This window comes from Candidatus Kuenenia sp. (genome assembly GCF_039794105.1).
Taxonomy (GTDB): Bacteria; Planctomycetota; Brocadiia; order Brocadiales; family Brocadiaceae; genus Kuenenia.
On record NZ_JBDIWA010000005.1, the window covers coordinates 111,173 to 134,563 of the forward strand.

The following is a 23,391-nucleotide window of genomic DNA, read 5'->3' on the forward strand; positions in this document are numbered from 1 at the left end:
TATTTGTTTGGCTATATTTAAATATATTGCCGAAAAGGCGCCATTTTCCATGAACTTTCCTCTCTTTTATTTTGTTTACAAAGGATATGCTTGTCCAATCTTGCTTCTAAAACAATTGACAAGCCCCGCATTCTTATGTAATATTTTCGGATTATAATTTAATTGTGGATTTTATCAGCAAAAGGAATTTTATCATGAAGGTTAAACCGGGCAGATTAGTTACATTGCGAACGATGTCCCTGTTAGGGCTGTTTGTAAGTGTTTTTGTTATTTTTGCGACAGAAAAATGCGTTCTGGCACAACATTCAGGCGGTGGTATAATTGATACCTCCAGACAGCCAGGGGAAAAACCGCCCAGCTTCCATCAGTCCTTTGCCCCATATAGCGGTACCATTCCAATACCATGGATGGACGAAAAACCAAATGCTGTCTCCATTAAAGTAACTGATATTATCACTTATGAAATTCCCGTGGACGAAAAAAAGATTACGGGAAATAAATTATCCTTTAATGATCTTGAATTAAAAGAGGTTAAAAATAGTTCCGAAATAAATTTTCACCAGGTAGATTGTCATTTTTTTAAAGTGATAAAGCAAACGCAAGTGCGAAAAGCAGAAGGGTTGACTTGTGTAAGAGAACGGGAAGGCACACAATATTGGTTATCTGACGATAAGAAATATATCGAATGGGGAAAGTGGTCAAACTGGAAACGGAAAAAACCGGGTGAAGTCGAGGCTGAGATAACAGAGGATTAAATTAACCGCAGATTTTGAAGAATCATGCATGCCTTTAAATAAATATTAGTTTTCTATACACCTCAAAATAACATTTCAATTGTAACGAATATCTATCATTTCTGAATGGGGGTCTTTTCTTTGAAATCTTTTTATCTGGCGACGTTTTCTGTTATCCTCAACTTATTTTTATGTAATATTCTTTTCTCTCAAAGCACTGATAGGAATAATTTAGAAAATACGCCAATAACAGAAGAAAATACGTCTAAAAACAGGATGTGTCCTGAATGCAGCAGAATATATCCCGGAGACGTAAGCTTTTGCAGTATTGATGGCAAACAGCTTATCGACTATACCGCGGCAGATCTAATATGCCCAACATGCAAAGAAAAGGCAGCACCCGGAGAAAGATTTTGCAAAAAGGATGGCATGCCTTTGATTGTTCAACCTATTACAGAGCAGAAAGACCCCGAAGGAAACATTGTTAATCTTACCCCAGCCGAAATAGCACGAAAGATACAAACCCACATAGAAGAAGGAAACAGGTTTAAAAATGAAGAAAAATATACCGAGGCCCTAAATGAATTTAAACAAGCGGTATTTTTACATCCGGATAATATAGGAATACACTTTAACCTTGGTGGTATTTACTGGAAATTAGAAAATCAAAAATTGGCATTGTTTCACATGGATACATGCAGAGACTTATTAGAAATGCTGCCTGAAGAGAAAAAAAATCAGGAAAATTATCAAAAGATAAGTCAGGATATATATCTCTATATATATAAGCTGGAAAAAGGGCTTTTGCCTGAGGAAAAACAAAAACGCGAAGCGCTGGTTTTAGAAAAAAGAAACAAAAAAATGAGCGCAGCGCTGGAGGAAAACCGTGACAAATGGAGTGAAATGGTTTTAATTCCCGCAGGAAAATTTGTTATGGGGTCCGGTGATGAAGAATTTATTCCCGAGGAATCACCAATACACGAAGTATATTTAGATGCATATTATATCGATAAATATGAAGTCACAAACGCATTATACTGGGAATTCGTAAGATATATAAAAGAAACAGGAGACCACAGCAAATGTCATCCGGAAGAGCCAGGAGATAAAAATCATGCGCCAGGTACTGTGCATACAAACTGGGACTATCCCTATTATGATTATCCCGGTTATCCCGTATCTCGTGTTGACTGGTATGATGCGTATGCGTACGCTGCCTGGGCGGGGAAAAGACTTCCCACAGAAGCAGAGTGGGAGAAAGCCGCAAGAGGAACCGACGGGCGCAGATACCCATGGGGAAATGTTTGGGATGCAACATTGGCAAATGTAGGGCCGAGTGGATCCCTGATTGTAGGTAGTTATGAAGTTGGAAAAAGCATTTACGGATGCTATGACGTTATTGGCAGCCTCTCAGAATGGTGCAATGATTGGTACCATGCCGAATATTACCACAAAAGTCCAAGTATGAATCCAAAAGGCCCTGATTACAGCACAGGGGTGAGAATTATCAAAGGCGCTTCCCTTTTTGCCCCCTATGCCTATAAAATGAGATGTGCTGTCAGAATGTTTGGCAAGCCTGAAGACAGGAATAAGAGCATTGGGTTTCGTTGCGCAAAAAACTATGTTCCTGAAGCCGAAGAAAACAAGGCAAAATAGCCACAGAAAAGATTTTTGCAATATAGTTTCAGTCCCTACCATTAACCCATACATGAGAATTTATTCCCAACCCCTCTCACCAGACGCGGAAATACAAAGAGTTCCTATTGTGAGGGTTAGGGGCTGAAGAACTATTACAGATTTTTCGGCAACACGTTTTAATCAAAAATAAATACACGCCCCTTATACCTCCATCAATTATCCATGTCAGACATAAAAAAATTAATTTATTCCGTAAAAACCATAAGCAGTTGCACTTTTTTAAGCCGCATACTGGGGCTTGCAAGGGATATTATATGTGCCAGTATTTTTGGAACAGGCCTCGTATGGGACGCCTTTACCGTCGCCTTTAAAATTCCCAATCTCTTTAGGCGTTTATTTGGAGAGGGCGCCCTTAGCGCTGCTTTTATACCGGTATTCACCGAACATATAGAAAAGCATGGCGAAAGGGAGGCATGGAAATTTGCAAATATTGTCATAACGTTACTCATTATCATCTTAGGGGGGATTGTATTCATAGGCGAAGGCTCTTTTTTTGCGGTTCCGAAACTATTCAACATTCATGAAAAGTGGCAGCTAATTTTTAAATTACTCATAATCTTGTTTCCTTATGTTTTTTTTATTTGCATTGTCGCTTTTATGGGAGCAATATTAAACACGGTTCGCCATTTTTTCATCCCCGCATTTGCCCCCATGATTCTTAATATATGCTGGATAAGCGGGGCGTTTGTATCCTTTTATACGGGGAATATGACCGAAAAAATGGTCTTTACAGTGGCAATTGCCATCCTTTTTTCAGGCATTATCCAGATGTATGTCCATCTGCCCTTTCTCAAACAGAAAGGTTTTCATTACCGTCCGTCATTCCAATTTTCACACCCAGGCTTAAAATCGGTTTTTGCACGAATGGCCCCCATCGTTTTCGGATTGGCAATCGTACAGCTTAATGTTTTACTTGACAGTATTATTGCCGTTGGGTTTGCCTCAACGAGTGAAGGGCAGGATTCTTTTGCTTTTGCCGGAATGAACATACCGTTTCCCCTGAAAGTCGGGGCAGCATCCGTGTTGTATTACAGCGACAGATTAATCCAGTTTCCTTTGGGAGTTTTCGGCGTTGCCATGGCCACAGCAGTCTTTCCCTTTTTTTCCACATATGCGGCAAGAGGAGACTGGGAAAACTTTTCATTAACCTTCAATAAGGCTTTAAAATTCATTCTCTTTATTGGTATTCCCGCATCGATTGGTATTATCATGCTCCGGGAGCCTATTGTAAGCCTGCTTTATAAAAGAAACCAATTTGACGCCGAATCGGCATTGAGAACCTCTCGCGTCATCTTGTTTTATGCTATCGGCATATGGGCATATTGTGGTCTCCATGTACTGATCAGGGCATTTTATTCTCTCAAGGATACGGTTACTCCCGTCAAAATCGGTACATTGTGTGTCTGCTTAAACCTGGTGTTGAATATTTCGCTCATCTGGACTTTGCAAGAAGGGGGTCTGGCCCTTTCCACAGCCATTAGCGCCATAATACAAATAATTATATTAACTCTGATATTACAAAAAAAACTACGTATAAAAATACAAAAAGAAGTTTTTGTCTCTCTTATAAAAACGATAATCACCTCAGTTGCGATGGGGTCTGTATGCTTTTTTACGCTAAAAATGCTTCCTTATTCAGAGGAAAACAACTCGCTCTATTTTAAAGGGATACGGCTTTTTATTCCAATGTTGACTGCGAGCGCTACTTTTGCAGCCGTTTCTCTCTTAATCAAATCAGAAGATTTCAGGAATCTCATTAAAGGAGTATTGAAAAAGGCATAACAGTATTTTTATCATAATATTTACCGATTATGCAGTTTCAATCTCGTTCCCAGTCTCCACCCTGGAAACGAACGTTTTTATTTTTTCAAAAAACTAAATTATTACAAAAATTGGGTATGAATAAATTACCGTTAACTTCAATTACCGAATTAGATTTATCTGAATCGGTGGAACTTTGCCGCTCATTGGGAGAGCCTTCTTACAGGGGGAAGCAAATTCTTTCCTGGATGTATAAAAAAGGCGCAACGGATTTTAATCAAATGTCCGATATTCCCCTGCCGTTTCGGGAAAAGCTTGAAAAATCGTACCCTGTTTTTCAAACCAAAATACACTCAATAAACACCTCACAAGACGGTACAGAAAAATTCCTGATCTATTTGCCGGACAACAACTTAATTGAATGTGTGCTTTTAAGAGACGGCAAGAGGAGGACGGCATGCGTTTCAACGCAGGTTGGTTGTGCTATGGGGTGTAGTTTTTGTGCAAGTGGTGTATTAGGACTTACCAGAAACCTTAAAACCGGGGAAATAATCGAACAAGTTCTCCACATCAAAAACCACCTCTCCGCAAATGAACACATTACCAATATTGTCTTTATGGGAATCGGAGAGCCACTGGCCAATTATGATAATGTTATCAAGGTACTCAGAATTATGAATGCTGATTGGGGTCTGGGGATAGGCGCCAGAAATATCACTATTTCAACCGTTGGTCTGATAGAGGGAATCAGAAGATTGGCAAAGGAAGGGCTCAAGGTAAATCTTGCTATTTCTCTTCATGCATCGAATGATACTACAAGAAATAAAATCGTCCCGTCAAACAGTAAAACAGGGATTAAAAACATCCTGGGTGCTGCGCAGGAATATTTTAATGCTACCCATAGAGATATTAGTTTTGAATATACCATGATTGACGGCATTAATGATTCAAAACAGGATGCCAAATTACTTGCCCAAATATTAAAAGGAGTTCAGTGCAACGTTAATATTCTTCCCGTAAATCCAATAAAGGAAGGCAATTTTGCCCCCCCGGTACAAAAAACAGTGGAAACATTCTGCACCGTGCTAAAAAATCATGGCATCGTTGTCACGGTTCGTCAAAGAAAAGGAATTAACGTAAATGCTGCATGTGGGCAACTTAGGCTGCAAATTCAAAAGTCTTGTCATGAAGAAAAGATATTACATACACCACCGCCCATGTTTCTCCCCGCAAATTATAAATAAAAGTGTAAAAGATAAGGATATTGTGTTTTTCTTTGCGGCAAAAACATATCAAACAGATACATTTTCCCCTTCAAAGTTAAAAAAAAAGATAGTTGTATTTTATCTAATAACATGATAATTATTAAGAATGAATTTAAGAGAGATACTAACTCTCCGTTCGCCCCATGCTAATGATTTACAATAACCATCTTTCAGAAAAGGGGCAAAAATTGGGGTTAATCAACAGAGTTATTTACTGATAAGGTAAAATATTTCTTGCAAATAAAAAGTATTATAAGAACATCATTTTCTTGCAAAATAAAGGGGACGCAAACTTTTACCAAAAAAGAGAATCATTAGGAAGGAGGTGGGGGGAAACTTGATATTTCTTTATTGAGGGAATTTTTAATACTTTTAATCACATTATTTTGTTTTTCCAAGGAGGTTTTTTATGCATGCAAAAGTAGATGCAGATGTTTGTACCGGATGTGAACTTTGCGTACAAACATGTCCTGAAATTTTTTATATGAACGGTGACCTCGCCGAAGCAAAGGATATTGAAGTGCCTTCTGAGTATGAAGATGCCTGTAGACAGGCAGCGGAAGAATGTCCCGTAGAGGCCATCAGCCTCGATTAGTTTATAAACAAAAAGAGACCCTAAATAATATATTCTATTTTTAGGGTCTCTTTCTTTTCTTTGTTCGCTCAAACATTCAGTAGCGGCCTTCTCCCTATGCGGCGTCTCCTATTTAAAATAGCACGCCCTCCCTTTGTCCGCATTCTTTTTCTAAAACCACACATTCTCTTACGTTTTATCGAACTTTTCCTAATCCTTACTTTCATAATCTATCTCTCCTTAAATCAAAATTAACAGGGCTATATTATCGTATTAGCTGTTTTATTGTCAAGGAATTTTATGTAAAAATAAGAAGGGAGTATCTGGTTTTTTAACCAGGGATTTTTGTTGCAGAATAGTCGTAAATTCTTATTGACATTGATCTTTTGAATTGATACTATGTTCAAACTAGTCATAAGTGCCATGCCTAGAAGTTAGTTAAGATTAGGTCACAGCCTTTCAGTAATCCCCTAAACCCGAGAAAGAGATAATTTTTTTATTTTTAACGTATTCGCTCAGTTAAATACTTCTATAGGTTGCCAGTAATATACTTACCGTTATAATTAAGGAGATATGCAATGCAAACAACGACAAAAAGGGATCTGTGCGAAAAGATTGCCAGGAAAACAGACAACACGCATATGGTGGTAAAAAAAACAATTCAAATGTTTTTGGATGAAATTATAGGTGAGCTTTCACTGGGTAATCGCATTGAATTGCGTGATTTCGGCGTCTTTGAAATTCGCCAGCGTGCGGCACGCAAGGCAAGAAACCCAAGAACCGGAGAAGTTGCTTTTGTACCGTCAAAAAATGTCGTTGTGTTCAAGGTTGGAAAACTCATGCGGGAAAAAGTTGGCAACTCACCACAAACACCACCCCCAGCACAATAAAGGTATCGGAGTTTCTCCATGTTTAAACAAACACAAGTAAAAGAAGCGGGTATAATAAAACGTATTAACGGCAACAGAACTACCATCGAATTAGTAAAACAAACAGCGGAGAACTGTAAAAGTTGCAGTGGTTGTGCAGAGGTAAAAAGTAGTTCGCAATATTTGGAAGTTGAAACAGTTCCCGGTATAAAGGAAGGGCAATTGGTAGTTACGCAAAAAACAATCCATTCACCTTACAAAAGCATAATGCTCGTGTTTGTCTTCCCGTTAATTAGTTTACTAGTGGGTAGTTACGTAGGTCAAAATTACAACATTCTCAGTATAACCTCAAAAGACATAAGAATTATCGTCTGTGGATTTATTTTTTTTATGTCTTCATTGGTTATAGCAGGTATTTATGACAAAATGTCGAAAAGTAAAACAACCACACCTCAAAAAATCATTTCCGATAACCTCCACAATAGCTATGACACTGTTTTTAAATAGATTCCACTCCTTATGTTTAAATTTAAAGCGAATCATATTTGACTGAAGCATTATTTGTTGTATGTCTCTAATTAGTAAGACTTAGTTCTTATTTTGAGTAATGTTGTTTTTGTACGTGGTAATGCTTTCTCAACAACCAAAAAGAGACCGGTTGCAAAAGAACTTCCACATCGTTCCTTTTGCAACCGGTCTCTTTTATAGTCAAGATGTTCACAAAATGTGAATTTATACAGGGTGGCACTAACACAAACTACGCTTATCAGTTACGAACGACAGTGAAGGAATCGTAAGTCTTTTTAGAACAATAGATTGTTTCGGTGTCTCCCCTTCCCCGCAAAAGGCATTTATTTTTACGCATAAATTTTACCAAAACTTTATACGAGCGTTCCTGCCGGACACAAATGGTATCGGGAAAAAAACACAGTAACCCTTTACATGCCTTTTGCTACCGTTATGCCCTTTGTTGCTACAAATGACTTTATGCTTACCAGATCATGATCATCGCGGGCGACGATAGTGATCACGTTTGGACCTTCTTTTAACGAATGTTTTGCATCAATCTTCAATGACGATTTTTGTCTTGGGCTTACATGTTTGTTTGATTTGAAAAAGATTTTATCATTGTTTACCAGTACATAAGCATGTTTTACGTGGGTATCGTCTTTTACAAGTGCAGAAATGGATAATTCTTCCTCGCCAAATAAAATGTTTGGCACGCCATCCATAGAAATGGTGGGGGGGATTCGCTGTATAAACATTTCGAGTTCGCCGGATGATTTTCCGGCATCATTATTTACCGCAGTTACGTCCTTTGCAGAAACCCATCCGTATCTATTATTAGGAAGTTCCGCCCTGTACCAATCAGGGTTGCTGACGTCAGACCTGAGAATTGTACCCTCGTTCATCATTGATAAAACAGGGGAGTCAAATGACATTCCCCCATACAGTGGAATATGGTTTTTGTTTATCTTCAAAAGTTTGGAACTGGCCGTAAGCTTTTGGGGGGCGCCGGCAACCACAGAGAATTTTAATGTATTACTTAAAAAAGCGCCGAAGATAGAATCTGAAATAATAATGTCCACATTAAATTCATTAGAAGCAATTGTTTCTTTGACGTTAAAAGTTAATTCCGCCTCCTTGATTTCTCCCGGATTTAATTGACCAATTTCAACCCTGCCTTTTTCTACAAACACTTCTTTGTCACTCAAATTTCTGAGGGTAACAACCGTTTTTTCGGAAATCCCATTTCCCATGTTTTTTACCATGACAAGGAGATTAATATTTTCGCCTTTGTTTATTATTCCATCACCGTTATTTTTGCCTGAAGAATTTGTTACCTGATCTAAAATCTGATAAGAAAAGGCAAAAAGCGGCTGGGGCAATGCCTCTATCGCCACAGTGAAATTAAGATCTGCCGGGTTGTTTTTATTTAACTCTTCAAATTTAATGGTAATTTCATCTTCCCGATCAAGAGAATTTTTTGGTATTTCTATCGTTTTGGTGTGCGACTTTTTACTTCCTTTGCCTATTTTACCAAAAATAAATTCATGTTTATCATATAGACCGTTTTTGCTGGAAGAAATTCCGCGCAATTGATAAAGAGGTTTATCCCCAGTGTTTTCAATAGTTACCGTAAGCGTAATTTTTTCCCCGGCCTTTACCCGTTTATTAAGGGGGTTTGTTAAAAAAGTAACATTTGTTGCGGATGCCCCTTCATTTATCCCTTCAGACCAGTCAATACTTAAACTATCAAGCGCCTGTGCTATTTTCTTTTCTTCCTCTTCGGAAATTGCGTCAATTACTGAAAGAGAATTTTGCAGAAAACCTTCCTCTTTTTTCCATGTAGAAGCGTTTGCCAGTAATTTTCTGGCGAAGATAACATGGAAGTCTTTATCAAAATCAGGCAGCTTGTAAGGGTCTTCGTCTTCCGCAGGTTCCACCTCAGTCTCTTTCCCGGCAACGGCGTCCTCTTTTTTCTCCTTTATTTCATGGAAATACTTAAGGGTGGCAAAGGGAAATGCCTCTTTGTGGTGGTCGTCCAAATGTTTTTTCAGATCTTCTTCCCTGATTGCCGTGATGCCATGAAAAAGATTGATGTTGTCCTTTTCAACGGTCACCGGAACGAGCTGTATGTCCGGTGTAATGCCAAAGGATTGAATGTCGGTAAAAAGAGGGGTAAGATATTTTGCGATGGTTAATTTTAGCGCTGAACCGTCCATTAACTCGATAAGCTGCTGGACAGACCCCTTGCCAAATGTTCTGTCTCCGACGATTATCGCGCGGTTATTTTCCTTTAGGGCGCCGGCAACAATTTCAGCCCCTGAGGCGCTCCCTGCATCGACAAGCACCACTATGGGATACAGTTCCTCGTCAGTCTCCGTTTTTTTTGCATCGATAACTTCTCTGGGATGACCTCCGGGTCCAACGGTAACAACAATAGCACCGCTTTCGAGAAATTTGTCAGACACCTTGATTGCCTGGTCTAACAAACCACCCGAATTGTTCCGCAAATCGAGAATGAGTCCTTTCATTTTATCATTGATTTTGTTTAGTTGTTTTAACTGCTCATTAAGGCGCTGAGGGGTATCATCCTGGAAATTTCTGATTCTTACATAACCATACCCCCCTTCAATAGATGCGGATTCTACTGTAGGAATTACTATTATTTCCCGTTTGAGGGTGAAAAGTTTTGTCTCGACCGCTTTATGTTTTAAAACGGAAAGTGTGACGGTTGAACCCGGGTCGCCACGCAGTTTCCCAACGGATTCGGTAAGGTCCATATCTACGGTCGATTCTCCATCAATTTCCACAATTTTATCTCCGGCCTTTATTCCTGCCACTGCAGCAGGGGTTCCTTCAATGGGAGAAATTACCGTCAGAACGCCATCTCTTATTCCTACAACCATACCAAGCCCTCCGAACTTGCCGGTAGTGCCGATCTTAAATTCGGTAAATTGTTTTGGCGGTAAGATAATAGAGTGCGGGTCAAGCTGCGTCAACATGCCGTTTATTGCCGTATATTCCACATCGCTGGCGGTAAGTGACACGTTCTCTTCCCGGTGCTTATTGATAAAATCCAAGGCATCCTGCAGCACTTTGAAAACATCCTTGGTCCGGCGAACTTCTGACAAATCAAATGTCTTTGAAACCGTGTCAACCGTAACGGTTTTTATCTTCTTCTCCTCAAAGTAGTCTACCAGGACTTCAGGTATGACTCTTTCCTGCCAATCAAGGGCGCCCTTAATCATTTCAACATTATCAATACGGTCAGGGTCTACATACAGGCGGTTAATATAGGAAAGTACAATCCCTGGAAGGCGAAATTTATATTCTGTATCTTCTTTTACTGACAGATTTTCAAAATGGGGTTCCAGACCAAATGTTTTATTGAAAACAATAAAAAGGCCGGAGATGGAAGATATAGAAATAATAATTATTATTAACACATACTTAAACGGATGCTTTAATCTCATGAATATTTCCTTTTTGATCAAAAAATCAAAGTAACTTTACACAAATGTAACTAAACCCTTACACAAAAATATAAAGATATGCCGAAAACTGTTGAACAGCAATGATTCACTCATTAAAAAGGTGAGTAATACGGCAAGAGATCATGCATAACAATTACGATAAATGTCGTATCGGTTTCATTTTTTTCAAAAGTCCAATACATAGCATAATTGTAATGCATTGTGGGTGCTAATCCATGAATTGCCGCCACATGAGGCCAAATAGTGTTTTCCGGCGGTCGATGTCCTTGAAAAAACGAAACTCTCACTAACTGGCGCTACTGTACACAAGTAGCAATTTGAGTATAGAGAGAAGGAACAGATTTATCAAGAAAATTTGCCTTGCCCAGTGATTATGAAAAAAGCATTTGATAATTATAGGAAGAACAGATAAAATGCTACGCTTGTCATAAACTTAGCTTCGTCCGTAGGGTTTTTAGAGAATTTAAGAGGAAAATAATGGTATCAACTTCCTGGCTGCAAAAGAACAAAAAAATCGTTTATATAATAATGATATTTGCCGTTTCCGTTTGGGGTATAAGCTTTTCCGTAATGGAATTAATTCCCAAGAAACCTATCGCCAAAGTATTGGGAAGAAAGATTACTCAAGAAGAATTTACCGAAATGGCAATAAGATGGCAGAGGTTATTTTTCCCTCAAACGCAGGAATCAATTATCCCTATAGTCTGGAAGCAGTTTCTGATGGTTGAAAAGGCAAATCAAATTGGATTAATGATAACAAACCCTGAAGTTGAAGATGGTTTACGGAGAATTGCTTTCCAGGTTTTCGGGCAAACTCCTGAGATTGAAAAAAGAAGGCTAATACAGTTTCTGTGTAATACTTTTAAACTTACTCCGGATCAAATACAACGTACCATTAGGGAAGCCCTGCTGGTTGAAAAGCTGGAATCTCTGTTGCGTTCATCCACAAAAGTAACAAATGAGGAACTTTGGCACCGGTTTTCTCTGGAAAACGAGCAGGTAAAGTTAAAAATCATGGCATTAAAGGCGAGTGATTTTGCCGATACCGTTCAGGTAAATGAAGAAGAGCTAATAGCGTTTTATAATAAATATAAGAACAAAGAATATGACGCATATAACGGCGCTCCAGGCTACATGCTTCCTGAAATGGTAAGGATTGAATGCCTTGTTGCTAAATTTGACGATATGCAGGCGCTTGTAGAGGTTACGGAGGAAGATATAAAGAAGTATTATGAGGATAATAAGGAAACGCAATATAAAATCGATCCCTCAGAAATAACAACCGAAGAATCTTCTGTTCCGGAAGATAAAACGGATACAATGGCAGAAGGCGATACAAAGGAAAAGGATCTTAGCCCCGTTTACAAATCGTATGATGTGGTAAAGGATGAAATTCGAAAAATACTTGCAGGGCAAATGGCAAGGGAAAAAGCATCAGAGGTGATACATAAGGTGGACGAGGAAATTTACGCAACAATAGATAAGGAAGACCGCCCGAATTTCAGCGATCTTGCCGTAAAATATAAATTGACCCGCACCATTCCTGCCGGAAAAGAATCGAAAAGCGAGTTTCTTGCCGAAAGCGATTTGTGGGAAATCTTCCCGGGGTCTGATAAGATTTCGAAGGTTGCTTTTGACAGGGAAAAATTTGAACCATCCATACCGCTGGAGTTTGTTGAGGGGTTTGTTATTTTTCAGGTAATCGATAAGAAATACCCCGCTCCTGCCCCATTTGAGGAGATCAAAAATAAAGTTTTAAGGGACATTACAATAGAAAAGGGATTGCAAAAATCTATAGAAATCGCAGAAAAATACACAAGTGGTTCCAATTCAGCCACTGCGTTTGAAGATATTGCAAAATTACTTGCTGGTGAATATAGTCAAAAAGATTTTCTGGTATGTGAAACTGATTACATTCAGCGTCCGATGAAACTTTTTGACAGGGATTCACGATATATCGAAGCGCTTGATGCTGACCGCCCTAACCTTGCAAAGAAGGCCTTTGAATTAAAACCAGGCGAAGTGGCCTTTGCTGTTGAAACTCTTGACGAAAAGGCATGTTATATAATAAGTGTAATAGAGAGAAAACCTGCCGATACCTCTCTTTTTGAAAAAACCAGGGAAAACGTCATGAAAAGGTTTTTGTACGAAAAGCAGGAGGCCTTTTTGACCGCATGGAAAGCCGACATGAACAAACAGATGGAAATTTACACAAAATTTCAATAGAAACGTATTTGTGGCAACAATCCTGTTTGTGATGAAGCGTTCATAATCTCCGGCCACAAAAAGAGGAGAAGATATCTCCTTTGCTGTCATTCTGGACACATTCACTCCGTTTAGAGTAACTCCGCTGGGCGTCTTTTAAGATTCCCCAATACAGTCGGGGGTAACGAATAAATTCCAATTTCTTACCTTGTTACTACGTAAATGGTACTGCTTTAAATAACAGAAATTTGGTGGATATGACGATAGATGATAGATGATAGATGATGGACGTCCGTGTTTTTTTCGTCCCTCGTCCGTAGTTTTCCATGTGTTATGGCATAGATAGAGGGAGCGAGCATTGGAAAAGATTTACCGTATAAGCGAATTGAAAGGAAAAATTCATAATCCGGTAGTCACGCTTGGTGTTTTTGACGGCGTGCATCGCGGACACCAGAAAATTATTGAATACACAAAAAGTTTAGCCTCTGAAAAGAGCGGAGACTCTGTCATTATTACCTTTGACGTACACCCAAGAGTTCTTTTGGAAAACAAAACCCCCTTTTTCATCACTTCCCTGTCGCATCGTTTGGTATTGTTTGAAAGGCTGAGTGTTGATTATACGTTAATATTGTCATTTAACGATTCCCTCGCACAAACAAACGCAGAAGATTTTATAGAAAACATACTCGTAAAAGAGTTAGGCTCGAAATGCATAGTGCTTGGTTTTAATTGCCATTTTGGAAAGAATAGAAGCGGGAATATCAAACTCGTAAAGGAATTGGCGGGCAAATACCATTATGAAGCACACGAATGCCCGCCGGAAACCTATAAGGGACAGGTTATCAGCAGCACTATTATCCGAAAAGCCATTCAGGAAGGCGCATTAGAGAAGGCGGAAGCCATGCTTGGAAGGCCTGTCTCTATTTTAGGCACTGTCGTAAGGAAATCCGGCAGAGGCGTAACTATGGGATATCCCACCGCGAATCTGGATTTGCACCACGAAATCAGGCCGCCACAAGGCGTATACGCCACAAAGGTATGCTGGAAGGAAAAGGAATATCTGGCATTGACCAATATCGGCTCCAGGCCTACTTTTTCCAAAGAGACCTTATCAAGCGAAGACGAAACAATGGAGATAGAGACACACATACTGGATTTTCACGAATCAATTTACGGAAAAGACCTTGAAGTGCAGTTTCTCTTCAGGATCAGAGACGAAATACCCTTCGGTTCCATTGAAGCATTAAAACAGCAAATAGAAAAAGATAAAGAAATACTGTTGAAAAAGGTGCTCTCTGGTGCCTTGATGAAATAAAAACCGGTAGAAAGACACAAAGAAATTTCCCCAGGAACAACACAAAGAATAGCAAAAGAGATTGGTGTACCGTGGCAAGCGTTTGAGAAAAAAATAAGCTGAAGGAAATTTGTTATGCGTAAAAATTTTACTATTGAAATAGAGAAAGACGGAAAGTTTTATATTGCCCAATGCAGAGAACACTCAAATTGTTTTACTCAAGGCAAGACCATAGAAGAAGCTATCCGTAATATAAAAGAAGTAATAGAGCTTATCCTTGAAGTAAAAACCCCTGAATTAAATGTTATCTTAAAGAAAGAACTTATCAATACACTATGATGGTGCGAAAAGAGTTAAATATTGACAAAAAAAGATTACTTATACCCTGCAATCAAACACGGATGAGCGCAGCTAATCAAAGATAAAACCAATAGTTATGCTTAAATGGTATTTCATCAAAAAGGTGATTTATTGTTTATCCCTAACTCTTTGAAAGATCGGTGCAAATCTTACTATCCGAATGCCTTTTTCAACTGGTATAAAAATACGGACAAATCCTTTTTCCCTTCCATATCCATGAAAGAACCAAAATCCCTTTTTCTCTCCGAAGACTCACTTGGTATTGTTACAGATCTTTACCAGCTTACTATGGCTGCCGGATATTTTGAACACGGCATGCATGATATTGCAACATTTGAGTTTTATATTCGCCGCTTGCCGGAAAATCGCAGTTACATAATGACCGCGGGATTAGAGCAGGCGCTTCACTACATAACCCATATCCGGTTTTCGCCTGAAGCTATCCGGTTTATCAGGAAACAACCGGCTTTCAGTCATGTAGGCAATGCATTTTTTACATATTTGAAAAATTTTGCCTTTAACGGCGATGTATTTGCCGTGCCTGAAGGAACGATTGTATTTGCGGAAGAACCGATACTTAGGGTAACAGCCCCCATAATTGAGGCGCAAATTGTAGAAACATATCTGCTTTCCACCATTAATTTTCAGAGCGCCATTGCAACAAAGGCGTCGAGAGTCGTCTATGCTTCCAGGGGGCATGATGTTATTGATTTTGGAACACGCCGCGCCCATGGTCCGCAGGCAGGCGTCCTTGCAGCCCGCGCTTGTTTTATCGGAGGATGTAAAAGTACCTCTAACGTCTTTGCGGCATATGAGCTGGATATTCCCCCTGCCGGTACAATTGCCCATTCATGGGTAATGGTTTTTGAAAACGAAGCGGAGTCGTTTCGTAAATATCATGAAACATTTCCTGATGATACGGCGCTCCTTATTGATACCTATGACACACTCGCCGGGGCGAAACATGCCGCCGCTATAGGTGAAAAACTTAAAGGCGTTCGTATCGATAGTGGAAACTTATTGGAACTGAGCAAAGAAGTAAGAAAAATATTGAATAGTCAAAGGATGCATCATGTTAAAATAATTGCAAGCGGCGATCTCAATGAGGAACGTATTGACGACTTGCTAAGAAATGGGGCTCCTATTGATTCCTTTGGCGTGGGCACTGAAATGGTAACGTCAAAGGATGCGCCTGCATTGGGGGGAATTTATAAACTGGTCGAACAGGAACATGACGGAAAGCCTGTCCCTAAAATGAAGTTTAGCAAAGATAAGCTTACTTACCCGTACAAAAAACAAGTCTACCGTAGTGTAGACAAAAATACTCATTTTGTTGAGGATATAATAGGGCTTGAGAATGAGCAGGGAGATGCCATTCCCCTTTTAATACAGGTGGTGAAAGGTGGCGAAATATGTTATGCCCTCCCCACTTTACAGGAAATTCAAAATAATGCGCTGTGCAATATTGTCAAATTGCCGGAACCGTACAAACGTCTTAGAAATGCTGAAACCTATCCTGTTAAAAAAAGTCAGGCATTAGAAGTAAAAAAACAAGAGGCAGAGCAACTCCTGAGAGGGAATAACTGATAGGAGGCATCTTCAGGTGAGAAAATATGAAAGTAGCGCTTGCACAAATTAATCCTGTCGTTGGTGACTTTGAAAATAATGTACGGAAAATATGTTCATTCATAGAACAGGCAAAAATGGAAAATGCAGACCTTGTTGTTTTCCCTGAACTTGCAGTTACTGGTTATCCGCCGAAGGATTTTCTTGATGTTCCTGCCTTTGTAGACCACAATTTGAAGGCGTTAAGGGATGTAACTCAACAGGTATCAGGTATTGCCGCTATTGTGGGATTCGTTGACAGAAACAGGCAATCATACGGCAAACTCGTCCATAATGCAGCCGCATTTATTCAAGACCGGCAAATTGTGTCGGTGCACCACAAATCGCTTCTCCCGACATACGATGTTTTTGACGAATCCCGCTACTTTGAACCGGCATGTTCCATCGCTCCAGTCCAATTTAATAACTACACGCTTGGAATATCTATTTGTGAGGATATATGGAACGATGAAGAATTCTGGACGCGTCCCCTTTATGAAACAGACCCCATTGAAAAGCTCATATCGAAGGGAGCGAATGTTATTATCAATATTTCCGCATCTCCTTTTACGGTGGAGAAGCACGAATCAATACGGCTGAGGATGCTTACGCATGACGCAAAGAAGTACAAAGTCCCTTTCATTTACGTAAATCAGATCGGAGGCAACGATGAACTTGTTTTTGATGGGAGCAGTGCTGTTATCAATGCGCAAGGCAAGCGTATTGCTCAGGCGGCGGCATTCGGGGAAGATTTAATTGTCGTTGACCTTGAAAATACCGCAATACAGGTTGTCCCGCAGGCCTTTACTCCAATCGAAACAGTTCAAAAAACACTTCTTCTCGGGCTTCGGGATTATGTTGTAAAGTGTGGTTTTGAGAAGGTGATTATTGGGTTAAGCGGCGGTATAGATTCGGCAGTAACCGCTGCCCTTGCCGTAGAGGCGCTGGGAAGCGAAAATGTAATGGGCATAATTATGCCCTCTCAATTTTCTTCACAGGGCAGCGTTGATGATGCGGTGCGGCTTTCAAAAAATCTTGCCATTGACTACAGAATCTTTCCCATTAAAGATCTGTTTGACGGTTACCAAACGGTCCTGCGTGAAGAATTCAGGGGACTGCCTTTCGATATAGCGGAAGAGAATTTACAGGCGCGAATCCGCGGAAATATTATCATGGCCTTGTCTAATAAGTACGGGTATCTGGTACTTTCTACGGGAAATAAATCTGAGATGGCGGTAGGGTATTGTACATTGTACGGAGATATGAGCGGGGGGCTTGCGCTCATTTCAGACGTGCCGAAAACGATGGTGTATGAATTGGCAAAATACATGAACCGGGAAAAGGAGATAATACCGCAGGAAACACTGTCCAAACCCCCTTCAGCGGAATTAAAACCAAACCAGCTTGATCTGGACAGTCTGCCGCCTTACGATATTCTTGATAGTATCTTAAAGGCATACATTGAAGAAGCTAAATGTATAGAAGAAATTGTACGTATGGGATTTGATGAAACAACCGTACGTGACGTTATACAAAAAGTAAACAGAAATGAATACAAAAGGCGTCAGGCGGCGCCGGGGATAAAAGTAACGTCAAAGGCATTCGGCTCCGGAAGGCGCATGCCGATAGCGCATAAATTTACCGGCGAGTAAATGGCCATTAATTAGGGGACACTTCCCATATTTCTTGCTTGATTTGGTGGGATAATAAGGGAAGTATCCCTACATTTACTCAATTTCTCCATGGGGAATGTTTATAGCACCTTCAATATGACCTTGCCTGTTATTTCCTCAGCGCGGCCCTCACATCCAATCCAGATTCCTATCATTTGTTCTCCAATAGCACAATTCATCATGGCAATCAAAAAACATAAAATCAAAAATAATTTTTTCATGGTATCTCCTTTGTAAACATGCACTATAAAAGTATCCTGTCCTGCACACTGCTGTTTTAAAGTCTGTTATCCATATACCACCTTCAGAACACAGGAAGTGCCTTTTTAATCAAAAAAGACTGAAAATTTGTAACACATTAGTTCCTTGAAAAATTCCAATAATATCGCTGTTTTTCCGCAAGATGTAGGAACGACGGATGATGGACTACAGACATCTTTCGTCTCTCATCTCTCATCTCTCATCTCTCATCTCTCATCTTTCGTCTTTCGTCTCTCGTGCTTCGTCTCTCGCTCTTACGTTTTTCAAAAAACTAAAGTATTACAGTTTTACGACATTTTATTTTTTCATTTGGGGTGAACACCGGATTAATTGTATAAAAAAGACAAATGGACAATTATGATGTCAGATGCGAACGGATGGGAAGAGGCTTTAAAGGTGGAAAGATGAAAAAAGGGAGGTAACGTAATTTGATTATGGAAAAGCCAAACATATTAATAGTTGAAGATGAAGATGAAAACATAGAATTGATTAAATTAAAAAACTCCTGCTGTAACAATGGCCTTACTATATTCGAAACGTCTTATAAAACAGTTTTTAAAACGTACATTCAAAAGAAAAATATTGACCTTGTATTACTTGGATACGCGCATTGCACTATTAGTAATGTATTAAATATTGCCAATAGAATTCGCTATATGGACAGGCATATCCCGATCATCATGGTGACAAAAAATAGTTCTGAGGAAATTGCCATTGCCGCCCTCAGAATTGGAGTAAATGATTATTTTAAACACCCCTTTAAAGAAGAAGATATCATGGAGAGCATCGAACGGTGCCTTTCAAAAAACGATGCAGAAAAACCTTTGCTTCCAAAAGCATCTCTGGAATTGTGTGATGAACAAGAAATGGTAGGGGCAAGAAGCGCTGTAATGCAATCTGTCAGGATGCACATCAAACAAACAGCCGAAACCGATACGAATGTTCTCATCACCGGAGAAACAGGCACGGGCAAGGAACTTGTTGCCTGTCTTATTCACAGAAATAGTAAAAGGGCAAAAAATCCGTTTGTCTGCATTAATTGCACTGCCATTCCTGACCATCTTTTGGAAAGCGAGCTTTTTGGGCATGAAAAGGGGTCTTATACGGGAGCAGATGCGTTAAACACGGGTAAACTTCAGTCGGCAGAAGGCGGAACAGTTTTTCTGGATGAAATCGGAGATATGAGCCTTTACCATCAGGCAAAGATTCTGAGGGTCATAGAAAGCAAGGAAATACAACGCATCGGCGGAAAACACAATATTCATTTGAACATTAAAATCATTGCCGCAACCAACCAGGATTTAGAACAAATGGCAGAGAATGGTAGATTCAGAAAAGATCTGTACTATCGGCTTAATGTCGCGAACATAAATCTTCCGCCATTAAGAGAACGGAAAGAAGACATACCTGATTTGCTTCAATTTTTTATCAGAAAATTAAACAAAAAATATCAAAAAGATATTGAGGGTTTTACTGCAGACGCCGTGAAAGATTTGATGTTTTATAATTGGCCTGGCAATATCCGTGAGATGAAAAATATTTTGGAATCTGCCTTTATGAATTTCCAGACAAGTTGGATTACCTTGATGGACTTACCGGAAAATTTTCGGACGAAGGTCATGCAAGCCAGAATTCTTCATTACAGCGAAAAAGATCAGTTATTAAACGCACTCGTTACCACAAACTGGAACAAAAACAAGGCAGCAAAACAGCTTAAATGGTCAAGAATGACACTTTATCGAAAGTTTGCAAAGTACCAACTCAACCCTGAAAAACGCCTTATGAACGATGTTTGATGCATAGTAACCACGCATGTTCCCAGACTCCCAGTTCCCAAGCCCCCTCCCAAGTATTTCGTGCTTAGCATCTCGAATCTTACCATTAACTATTTCTCCAAAAAATGCAAAGAAATTAGTGCTAAGTTTCTAACCCATCCGAAATGTTACACACTGTTACACCCCTGTTACATCTTTTTTGTTACACACAATAAATATGTAAAAAACATTATTTCTTTCATTTATATTATCCCTTTGCATTAAGCGGCTTGGTATAAAACTCCCTTATAAAAAGCCAGTCTGCCGTCAGTCATAGGGTTCATCCCTGGGGTTGTTTCAATAAAATAAAACATACCGTGGCCATATTCATTCCAACCCTCCCCCTCAAAAAGTGTAACAATACCCTGTTACACTTTTCGGCAAAACATAAAAGAACAAAAAACCTCAACAAATATGCAAACCCAGTAAAATAGCATGTTGCATAGCTATTTCTCTGCAAAAATTTTTGTTGGTATTCCCTTTGCTAAATTAGGCATTCGGCGACTTTCAACAATGTAGTGGCAAGGCGTGCCTTGCAATTACATGAACAGTTTAAAATTCCTAAACGTTAAATTAGGTTGGGTTTTTAAACGGCAAAAACCCAACGGCATTCATTTTTACCCACCCCTAACCCCTCCCAAGAGGGGAATTTGATAAGTCCCCTCTTGGGAGGGGATTGAGGGGTGGGTTTGTTCATTGCTTAACTGAAAATATTGAAATCCCTAAACATTTAATATAGTAGCAAGGCACGCCTTGCCACTACATGCGACGTTCCACATCTTCTTGCAATTAAATCTGTTACAACAACGTCTGCCCGCAAACATGCATTAAAAAAATGAAAATTCCTATACAATCAAGTTATCCGCTAGAAATTGAAATTTTGTAACACTTTAGTTTTTTGTAATAATTTTTTCAATGAATGCTTTTTGTATTGCAGAATGCACAACCTTACTCTTTGTAAGCAGCGAAAATCTTAATTTTATTGATGTTTTCAAAAAGCTAAAGTGTCAAGAATTTTTTCAATTAGTTTATCTTTATAACCGAGCCTGGGCTTTAATCATGGTATATCTGGTTCAATATATATGATGACATGGCCATGAATCATGATGTGTAGTAGTACAAATGAATTATGTTAGTAATGAGAAATAACAAAGGCAATAATATACAGAAAAACAAAACCAGGGAAGGCCGATACGCAAATTGTTTCCAGATAGGGCAGAACGAATTTGAATTTGTAATCGACTTCGGGCAATCGTTTGAAGAATCAGAATGCAAGGAAAGCTTTCATACCAGAGTCATCTGCAACCCGTATTCTGTAAATATTCTTTTAAAATTGTTACAAAAATCAGTGAAGGAATATGAGGAAATGTATGGAGAAGTAGAAAATGACTGAAAACATTTTTACCATTTTAGTCGCTCAGAAAGTGTCCTTAAATAAATAAAAAAATACGAGAACCGCTGCTGCTGATGAAGTGGAATGAAAACCTTAAAAGCAAGGCCACATTCGTCTGAAAAAGTAACTGTAGGCCTGGTTTTTTACCAGACACAATAAAACTACAAATACGTTGTTAGGGAGTGTGTTTATGGTTGAATGAAAATTGTATTATGTAACAAATCGTAACCATATTGGTGAGAAACAGTGGAATCCAGATGGGTACGGTTCCGGTTTTAGCGATGACGGGGCAGAAAATCTGCGTTTCGGAAAGGCTACCGTGCAGGCCGATGAACAACAAATAAGTAATTATCTGAATGTAGAGACAATCGACAAAGGAACTGGGAACGGCATTCAACTGTCAGGGTACATGGAAGAACGTGTTCGGTCAAATGGCAAGATCAGTGCCTTTGCGGAAATCTTATCTGATGGTACTCAAAAATTAACCTCAAAAGAAATGTTTCAGGAAGTAAAGTCTGAAATGGAAAAAGCCACGGATACCATTGTATATGTTCATGGGTATGCTGTTAAATGGACAGAAGCCGTTGCCAATGCGCTTTCGTTGCGGGCAATGCTCAACAAAAAGGATGAAAATGTGGAGAATCAAAAAGTGATTGTCATCCTCTTTACCTGGCCCTCGGATGGCAGATACGTTCTTGCTGAAGATGCAAGAAGGATTTTCCTGGGTGCATACAGGTCTGACAGGATTGAAGCAGAGGCTTCCGGCGCTGCCCTTGGAAGGGGCATACTGAAACTGCGTGATTTCTTCATAGACATGAGAAAAACAGGGCAACCAGCATGTAATCAGTGCATTCACATATTATGCCATTCTATGGGTAATTACGTCTTGCAAAACGCATTAATCACCATTGCAAACAACACGCCAACGTCCGCGTTGCCCGCCCTCTTTGAACATATCTTCCTTTGTTCCGCTGATGTTGATGATATACTCCTAACGGGTTAAAATTTAACTTTTATTTTTGGCAAATTCCGGCTGAAAACCTTTGTAGACGTGAAACTTCTGTCTTTTGGAAAAGTTAAAATCTCGGCCGTTTAGAGTATAACGTATTGGAACCTGACCATGCGATGGGCATTCTCCATCAACTTTCCAGTAGTGTGAGCATATAGTACAATCGTGAGGACAAGGCATTATGGTTCAGTGATAAATTAAAAGGAAATTCCGATAGGCTTGGCACCAACGGCGCTGCACGGCCTGCCGCGGTGCATAAAAAAATCCACCAAATTTACTGCACAGCATTAATCCAGGGGGCATTATATCCAATGAACACAGTTATTACATGTATGGCAAAACATTAGCTCCTAACGTTTTTTCCTGTTTCAATTTTTTTTATAAGCTCACAGTACGTCAAGGTCTGAGTTGAAATGCATGCCTGAACGAGCCTGTTTGCAACAGAGTATATCAAATTAGGAGCTAACTGGATAGGCATTATAAATCATTATAATCTTGAAAAAAGAGAACGGGAGCAAATAGGCAATTTTACGAATGAGTGGAAGGTGGTTTAACAAAATACGCTGTTTGTCAATAAACGTCCTTTGTTTTTACCGGCTTTTAATAACTAAGAAGATTTTTATTGTTAAAACGCAAAGGAGGTGATACCTGCCAACACTTACTAATCTCAATAAAGGATTTAGTGTATAAATTAGTCACATATATTGAACAAATAGGAGAGTAAAATGTTGAAAATTATTAATAATTATCAGCATTGTCCGGTTAGATATTTGCGTAATTTAAATTAAAAAAATTTTTCATTAGGGAACAGTTTTTTGCTTGATATTTAAGATAATATGGCTCAAAAAATTTTTATAACACTTTAACTATAAAGG

General features: G+C 39.3%; 18 protein-coding genes. 15 read left to right on the plus strand and 3 right to left on the minus strand.

The features are described from left to right. Positions 1-194: 194 nt before the first annotated feature. From ABJL82_RS04860 to ABJL82_RS04880, 5 genes are all read left to right on the plus strand, one after another. A complete protein-coding gene (locus tag ABJL82_RS04860) occupies positions 195-755 on the plus strand; it encodes a hypothetical protein (protein ID WP_347273594.1) in 561 nt (186 codons plus the stop codon). A gap of 120 nt (positions 756-875) precedes the next feature. Further along, a complete protein-coding gene (locus ABJL82_RS04865; RefSeq protein WP_347273595.1) occupies positions 876-2,390 on the plus strand; it encodes an SUMF1/EgtB/PvdO family nonheme iron enzyme in 1,515 nt (504 codons plus the stop codon). Positions 2,391-2,594: 204 nt separating this feature from the next. Beyond that, a complete protein-coding gene (murJ, locus tag ABJL82_RS04870) occupies positions 2,595-4,214 on the plus strand; it encodes a murein biosynthesis integral membrane protein MurJ (RefSeq protein WP_347273596.1) in 1,620 nt (539 codons plus the stop codon). A 116-nt stretch (positions 4,215-4,330) separates the two neighbouring features. Then, positions 4,331-5,437 (plus strand): 23S rRNA (adenine(2503)-C(2))-methyltransferase RlmN, encoded by a 1,107-nt coding sequence (gene rlmN, locus ABJL82_RS04875; RefSeq protein WP_347273597.1) that lies wholly within the window; start codon positions 4,331-4,333, stop codon positions 5,435-5,437. Between the two features lie 430 nt (positions 5,438-5,867). Further along, positions 5,868-6,053: a ferredoxin gene (locus ABJL82_RS04880; protein ID WP_347273598.1), complete on the plus strand. Its 186-nt coding sequence runs from the start codon at positions 5,868-5,870 to the stop codon at positions 6,051-6,053. 68 nt (positions 6,054-6,121) lie between these two features. On the opposite strand, the gene ABJL82_RS04885 is transcribed toward ABJL82_RS04880, so the two are convergent. Beyond that, a complete protein-coding gene (locus tag ABJL82_RS04885; protein ID WP_099324194.1) occupies positions 6,122-6,259 on the minus strand; it encodes a 50S ribosomal protein L34 in 138 nt (45 codons plus the stop codon). Positions 6,260-6,610: 351 nt separating this feature from the next. Here ABJL82_RS04885 and ABJL82_RS04890 point away from each other — a divergent pair, with 351 nt between their 5' ends. Then, positions 6,611-6,922 carry an HU family DNA-binding protein gene (locus ABJL82_RS04890; RefSeq protein WP_347273599.1) on the plus strand — a complete coding sequence of 104 codons (312 nt, stop codon included), beginning with the start codon at positions 6,611-6,613 and terminating at the stop codon, positions 6,920-6,922. Positions 6,923-6,940: 18 nt separating this feature from the next. Continuing rightward, positions 6,941-7,408: a SoxR reducing system RseC family protein gene (locus ABJL82_RS04895; protein ID WP_347273600.1), complete on the plus strand. Its 468-nt coding sequence runs from the start codon at positions 6,941-6,943 to the stop codon at positions 7,406-7,408. A 431-nt stretch (positions 7,409-7,839) separates the two neighbouring features. Here the strand turns inward: ABJL82_RS04895 and ABJL82_RS04900 are convergent, their stop codons facing one another. Further along, positions 7,840-10,881 (minus strand): MXAN_5808 family serine peptidase, encoded by a 3,042-nt coding sequence (locus ABJL82_RS04900; protein ID WP_347273601.1) that lies wholly within the window; start codon positions 10,879-10,881, stop codon positions 7,840-7,842. A 498-nt stretch (positions 10,882-11,379) separates the two neighbouring features. Here ABJL82_RS04900 and ABJL82_RS04905 point away from each other — a divergent pair, with 498 nt between their 5' ends. The 5 genes from ABJL82_RS04905 to ABJL82_RS04925 all read left to right on the plus strand — a co-directional run bounded on the left by ABJL82_RS04905 (position 11,380) and on the right by ABJL82_RS04925 (position 18,018). Next, the gene (locus ABJL82_RS04905) at positions 11,380-13,128 is read left to right on the plus strand and encodes a hypothetical protein (RefSeq protein WP_347273602.1); all 1,749 of its coding nucleotides are present in this window, start codon (positions 11,380-11,382) and stop codon (positions 13,126-13,128) included. A gap of 337 nt (positions 13,129-13,465) precedes the next feature. Continuing rightward, positions 13,466-14,422, plus strand: a complete 957-nt coding sequence (locus ABJL82_RS04910; RefSeq protein ID WP_347273603.1) for a bifunctional riboflavin kinase/FAD synthetase — start codon at positions 13,466-13,468, stop codon at positions 14,420-14,422. Positions 14,423-14,536: 114 nt separating this feature from the next. After that, positions 14,537-14,740, plus strand: a complete 204-nt coding sequence (locus ABJL82_RS04915) for a type II toxin-antitoxin system HicB family antitoxin (RefSeq protein ID WP_347273604.1) — start codon at positions 14,537-14,539, stop codon at positions 14,738-14,740. A 132-nt stretch (positions 14,741-14,872) separates the two neighbouring features. After that, positions 14,873-16,348: a nicotinate phosphoribosyltransferase gene (locus ABJL82_RS04920; protein ID WP_347273605.1), complete on the plus strand. Its 1,476-nt coding sequence runs from the start codon at positions 14,873-14,875 to the stop codon at positions 16,346-16,348. 26 nt (positions 16,349-16,374) lie between these two features. Further along, the gene (locus ABJL82_RS04925; RefSeq protein ID WP_347273606.1) at positions 16,375-18,018 is read left to right on the plus strand and encodes an NAD+ synthase; all 1,644 of its coding nucleotides are present in this window, start codon (positions 16,375-16,377) and stop codon (positions 18,016-18,018) included. Between the two features lie 101 nt (positions 18,019-18,119). Here the strand turns inward: ABJL82_RS04925 and ABJL82_RS04930 are convergent, their stop codons facing one another. Beyond that, positions 18,120-18,260: a hypothetical protein gene (locus tag ABJL82_RS04930; RefSeq protein WP_347273607.1), complete on the minus strand. Its 141-nt coding sequence runs from the start codon at positions 18,258-18,260 to the stop codon at positions 18,120-18,122. A 474-nt stretch (positions 18,261-18,734) separates the two neighbouring features. Here ABJL82_RS04930 and ABJL82_RS04935 point away from each other — a divergent pair, with 474 nt between their 5' ends. The 3 genes from ABJL82_RS04935 to ABJL82_RS04945 all read left to right on the plus strand — a co-directional run bounded on the left by ABJL82_RS04935 (position 18,735) and on the right by ABJL82_RS04945 (position 22,510). Continuing rightward, complete coding sequence (locus tag ABJL82_RS04935) at positions 18,735-20,096, plus strand: sigma-54 dependent transcriptional regulator (protein WP_347273608.1); 1,362 nt, start codon at positions 18,735-18,737, stop codon at positions 20,094-20,096. 1,156 nt (positions 20,097-21,252) lie between these two features. Then, on the plus strand, positions 21,253-21,507 hold the full coding sequence (locus ABJL82_RS04940) for a DUF3467 domain-containing protein (RefSeq protein ID WP_347273609.1): 255 nt from the start codon (positions 21,253-21,255) through the stop codon (positions 21,505-21,507). A gap of 205 nt (positions 21,508-21,712) precedes the next feature. After that, positions 21,713-22,510 (plus strand): alpha/beta hydrolase, encoded by a 798-nt coding sequence (locus ABJL82_RS04945; RefSeq protein ID WP_347273610.1) that lies wholly within the window; start codon positions 21,713-21,715, stop codon positions 22,508-22,510. Positions 22,511-23,391 lie beyond the last annotated feature (881 nt).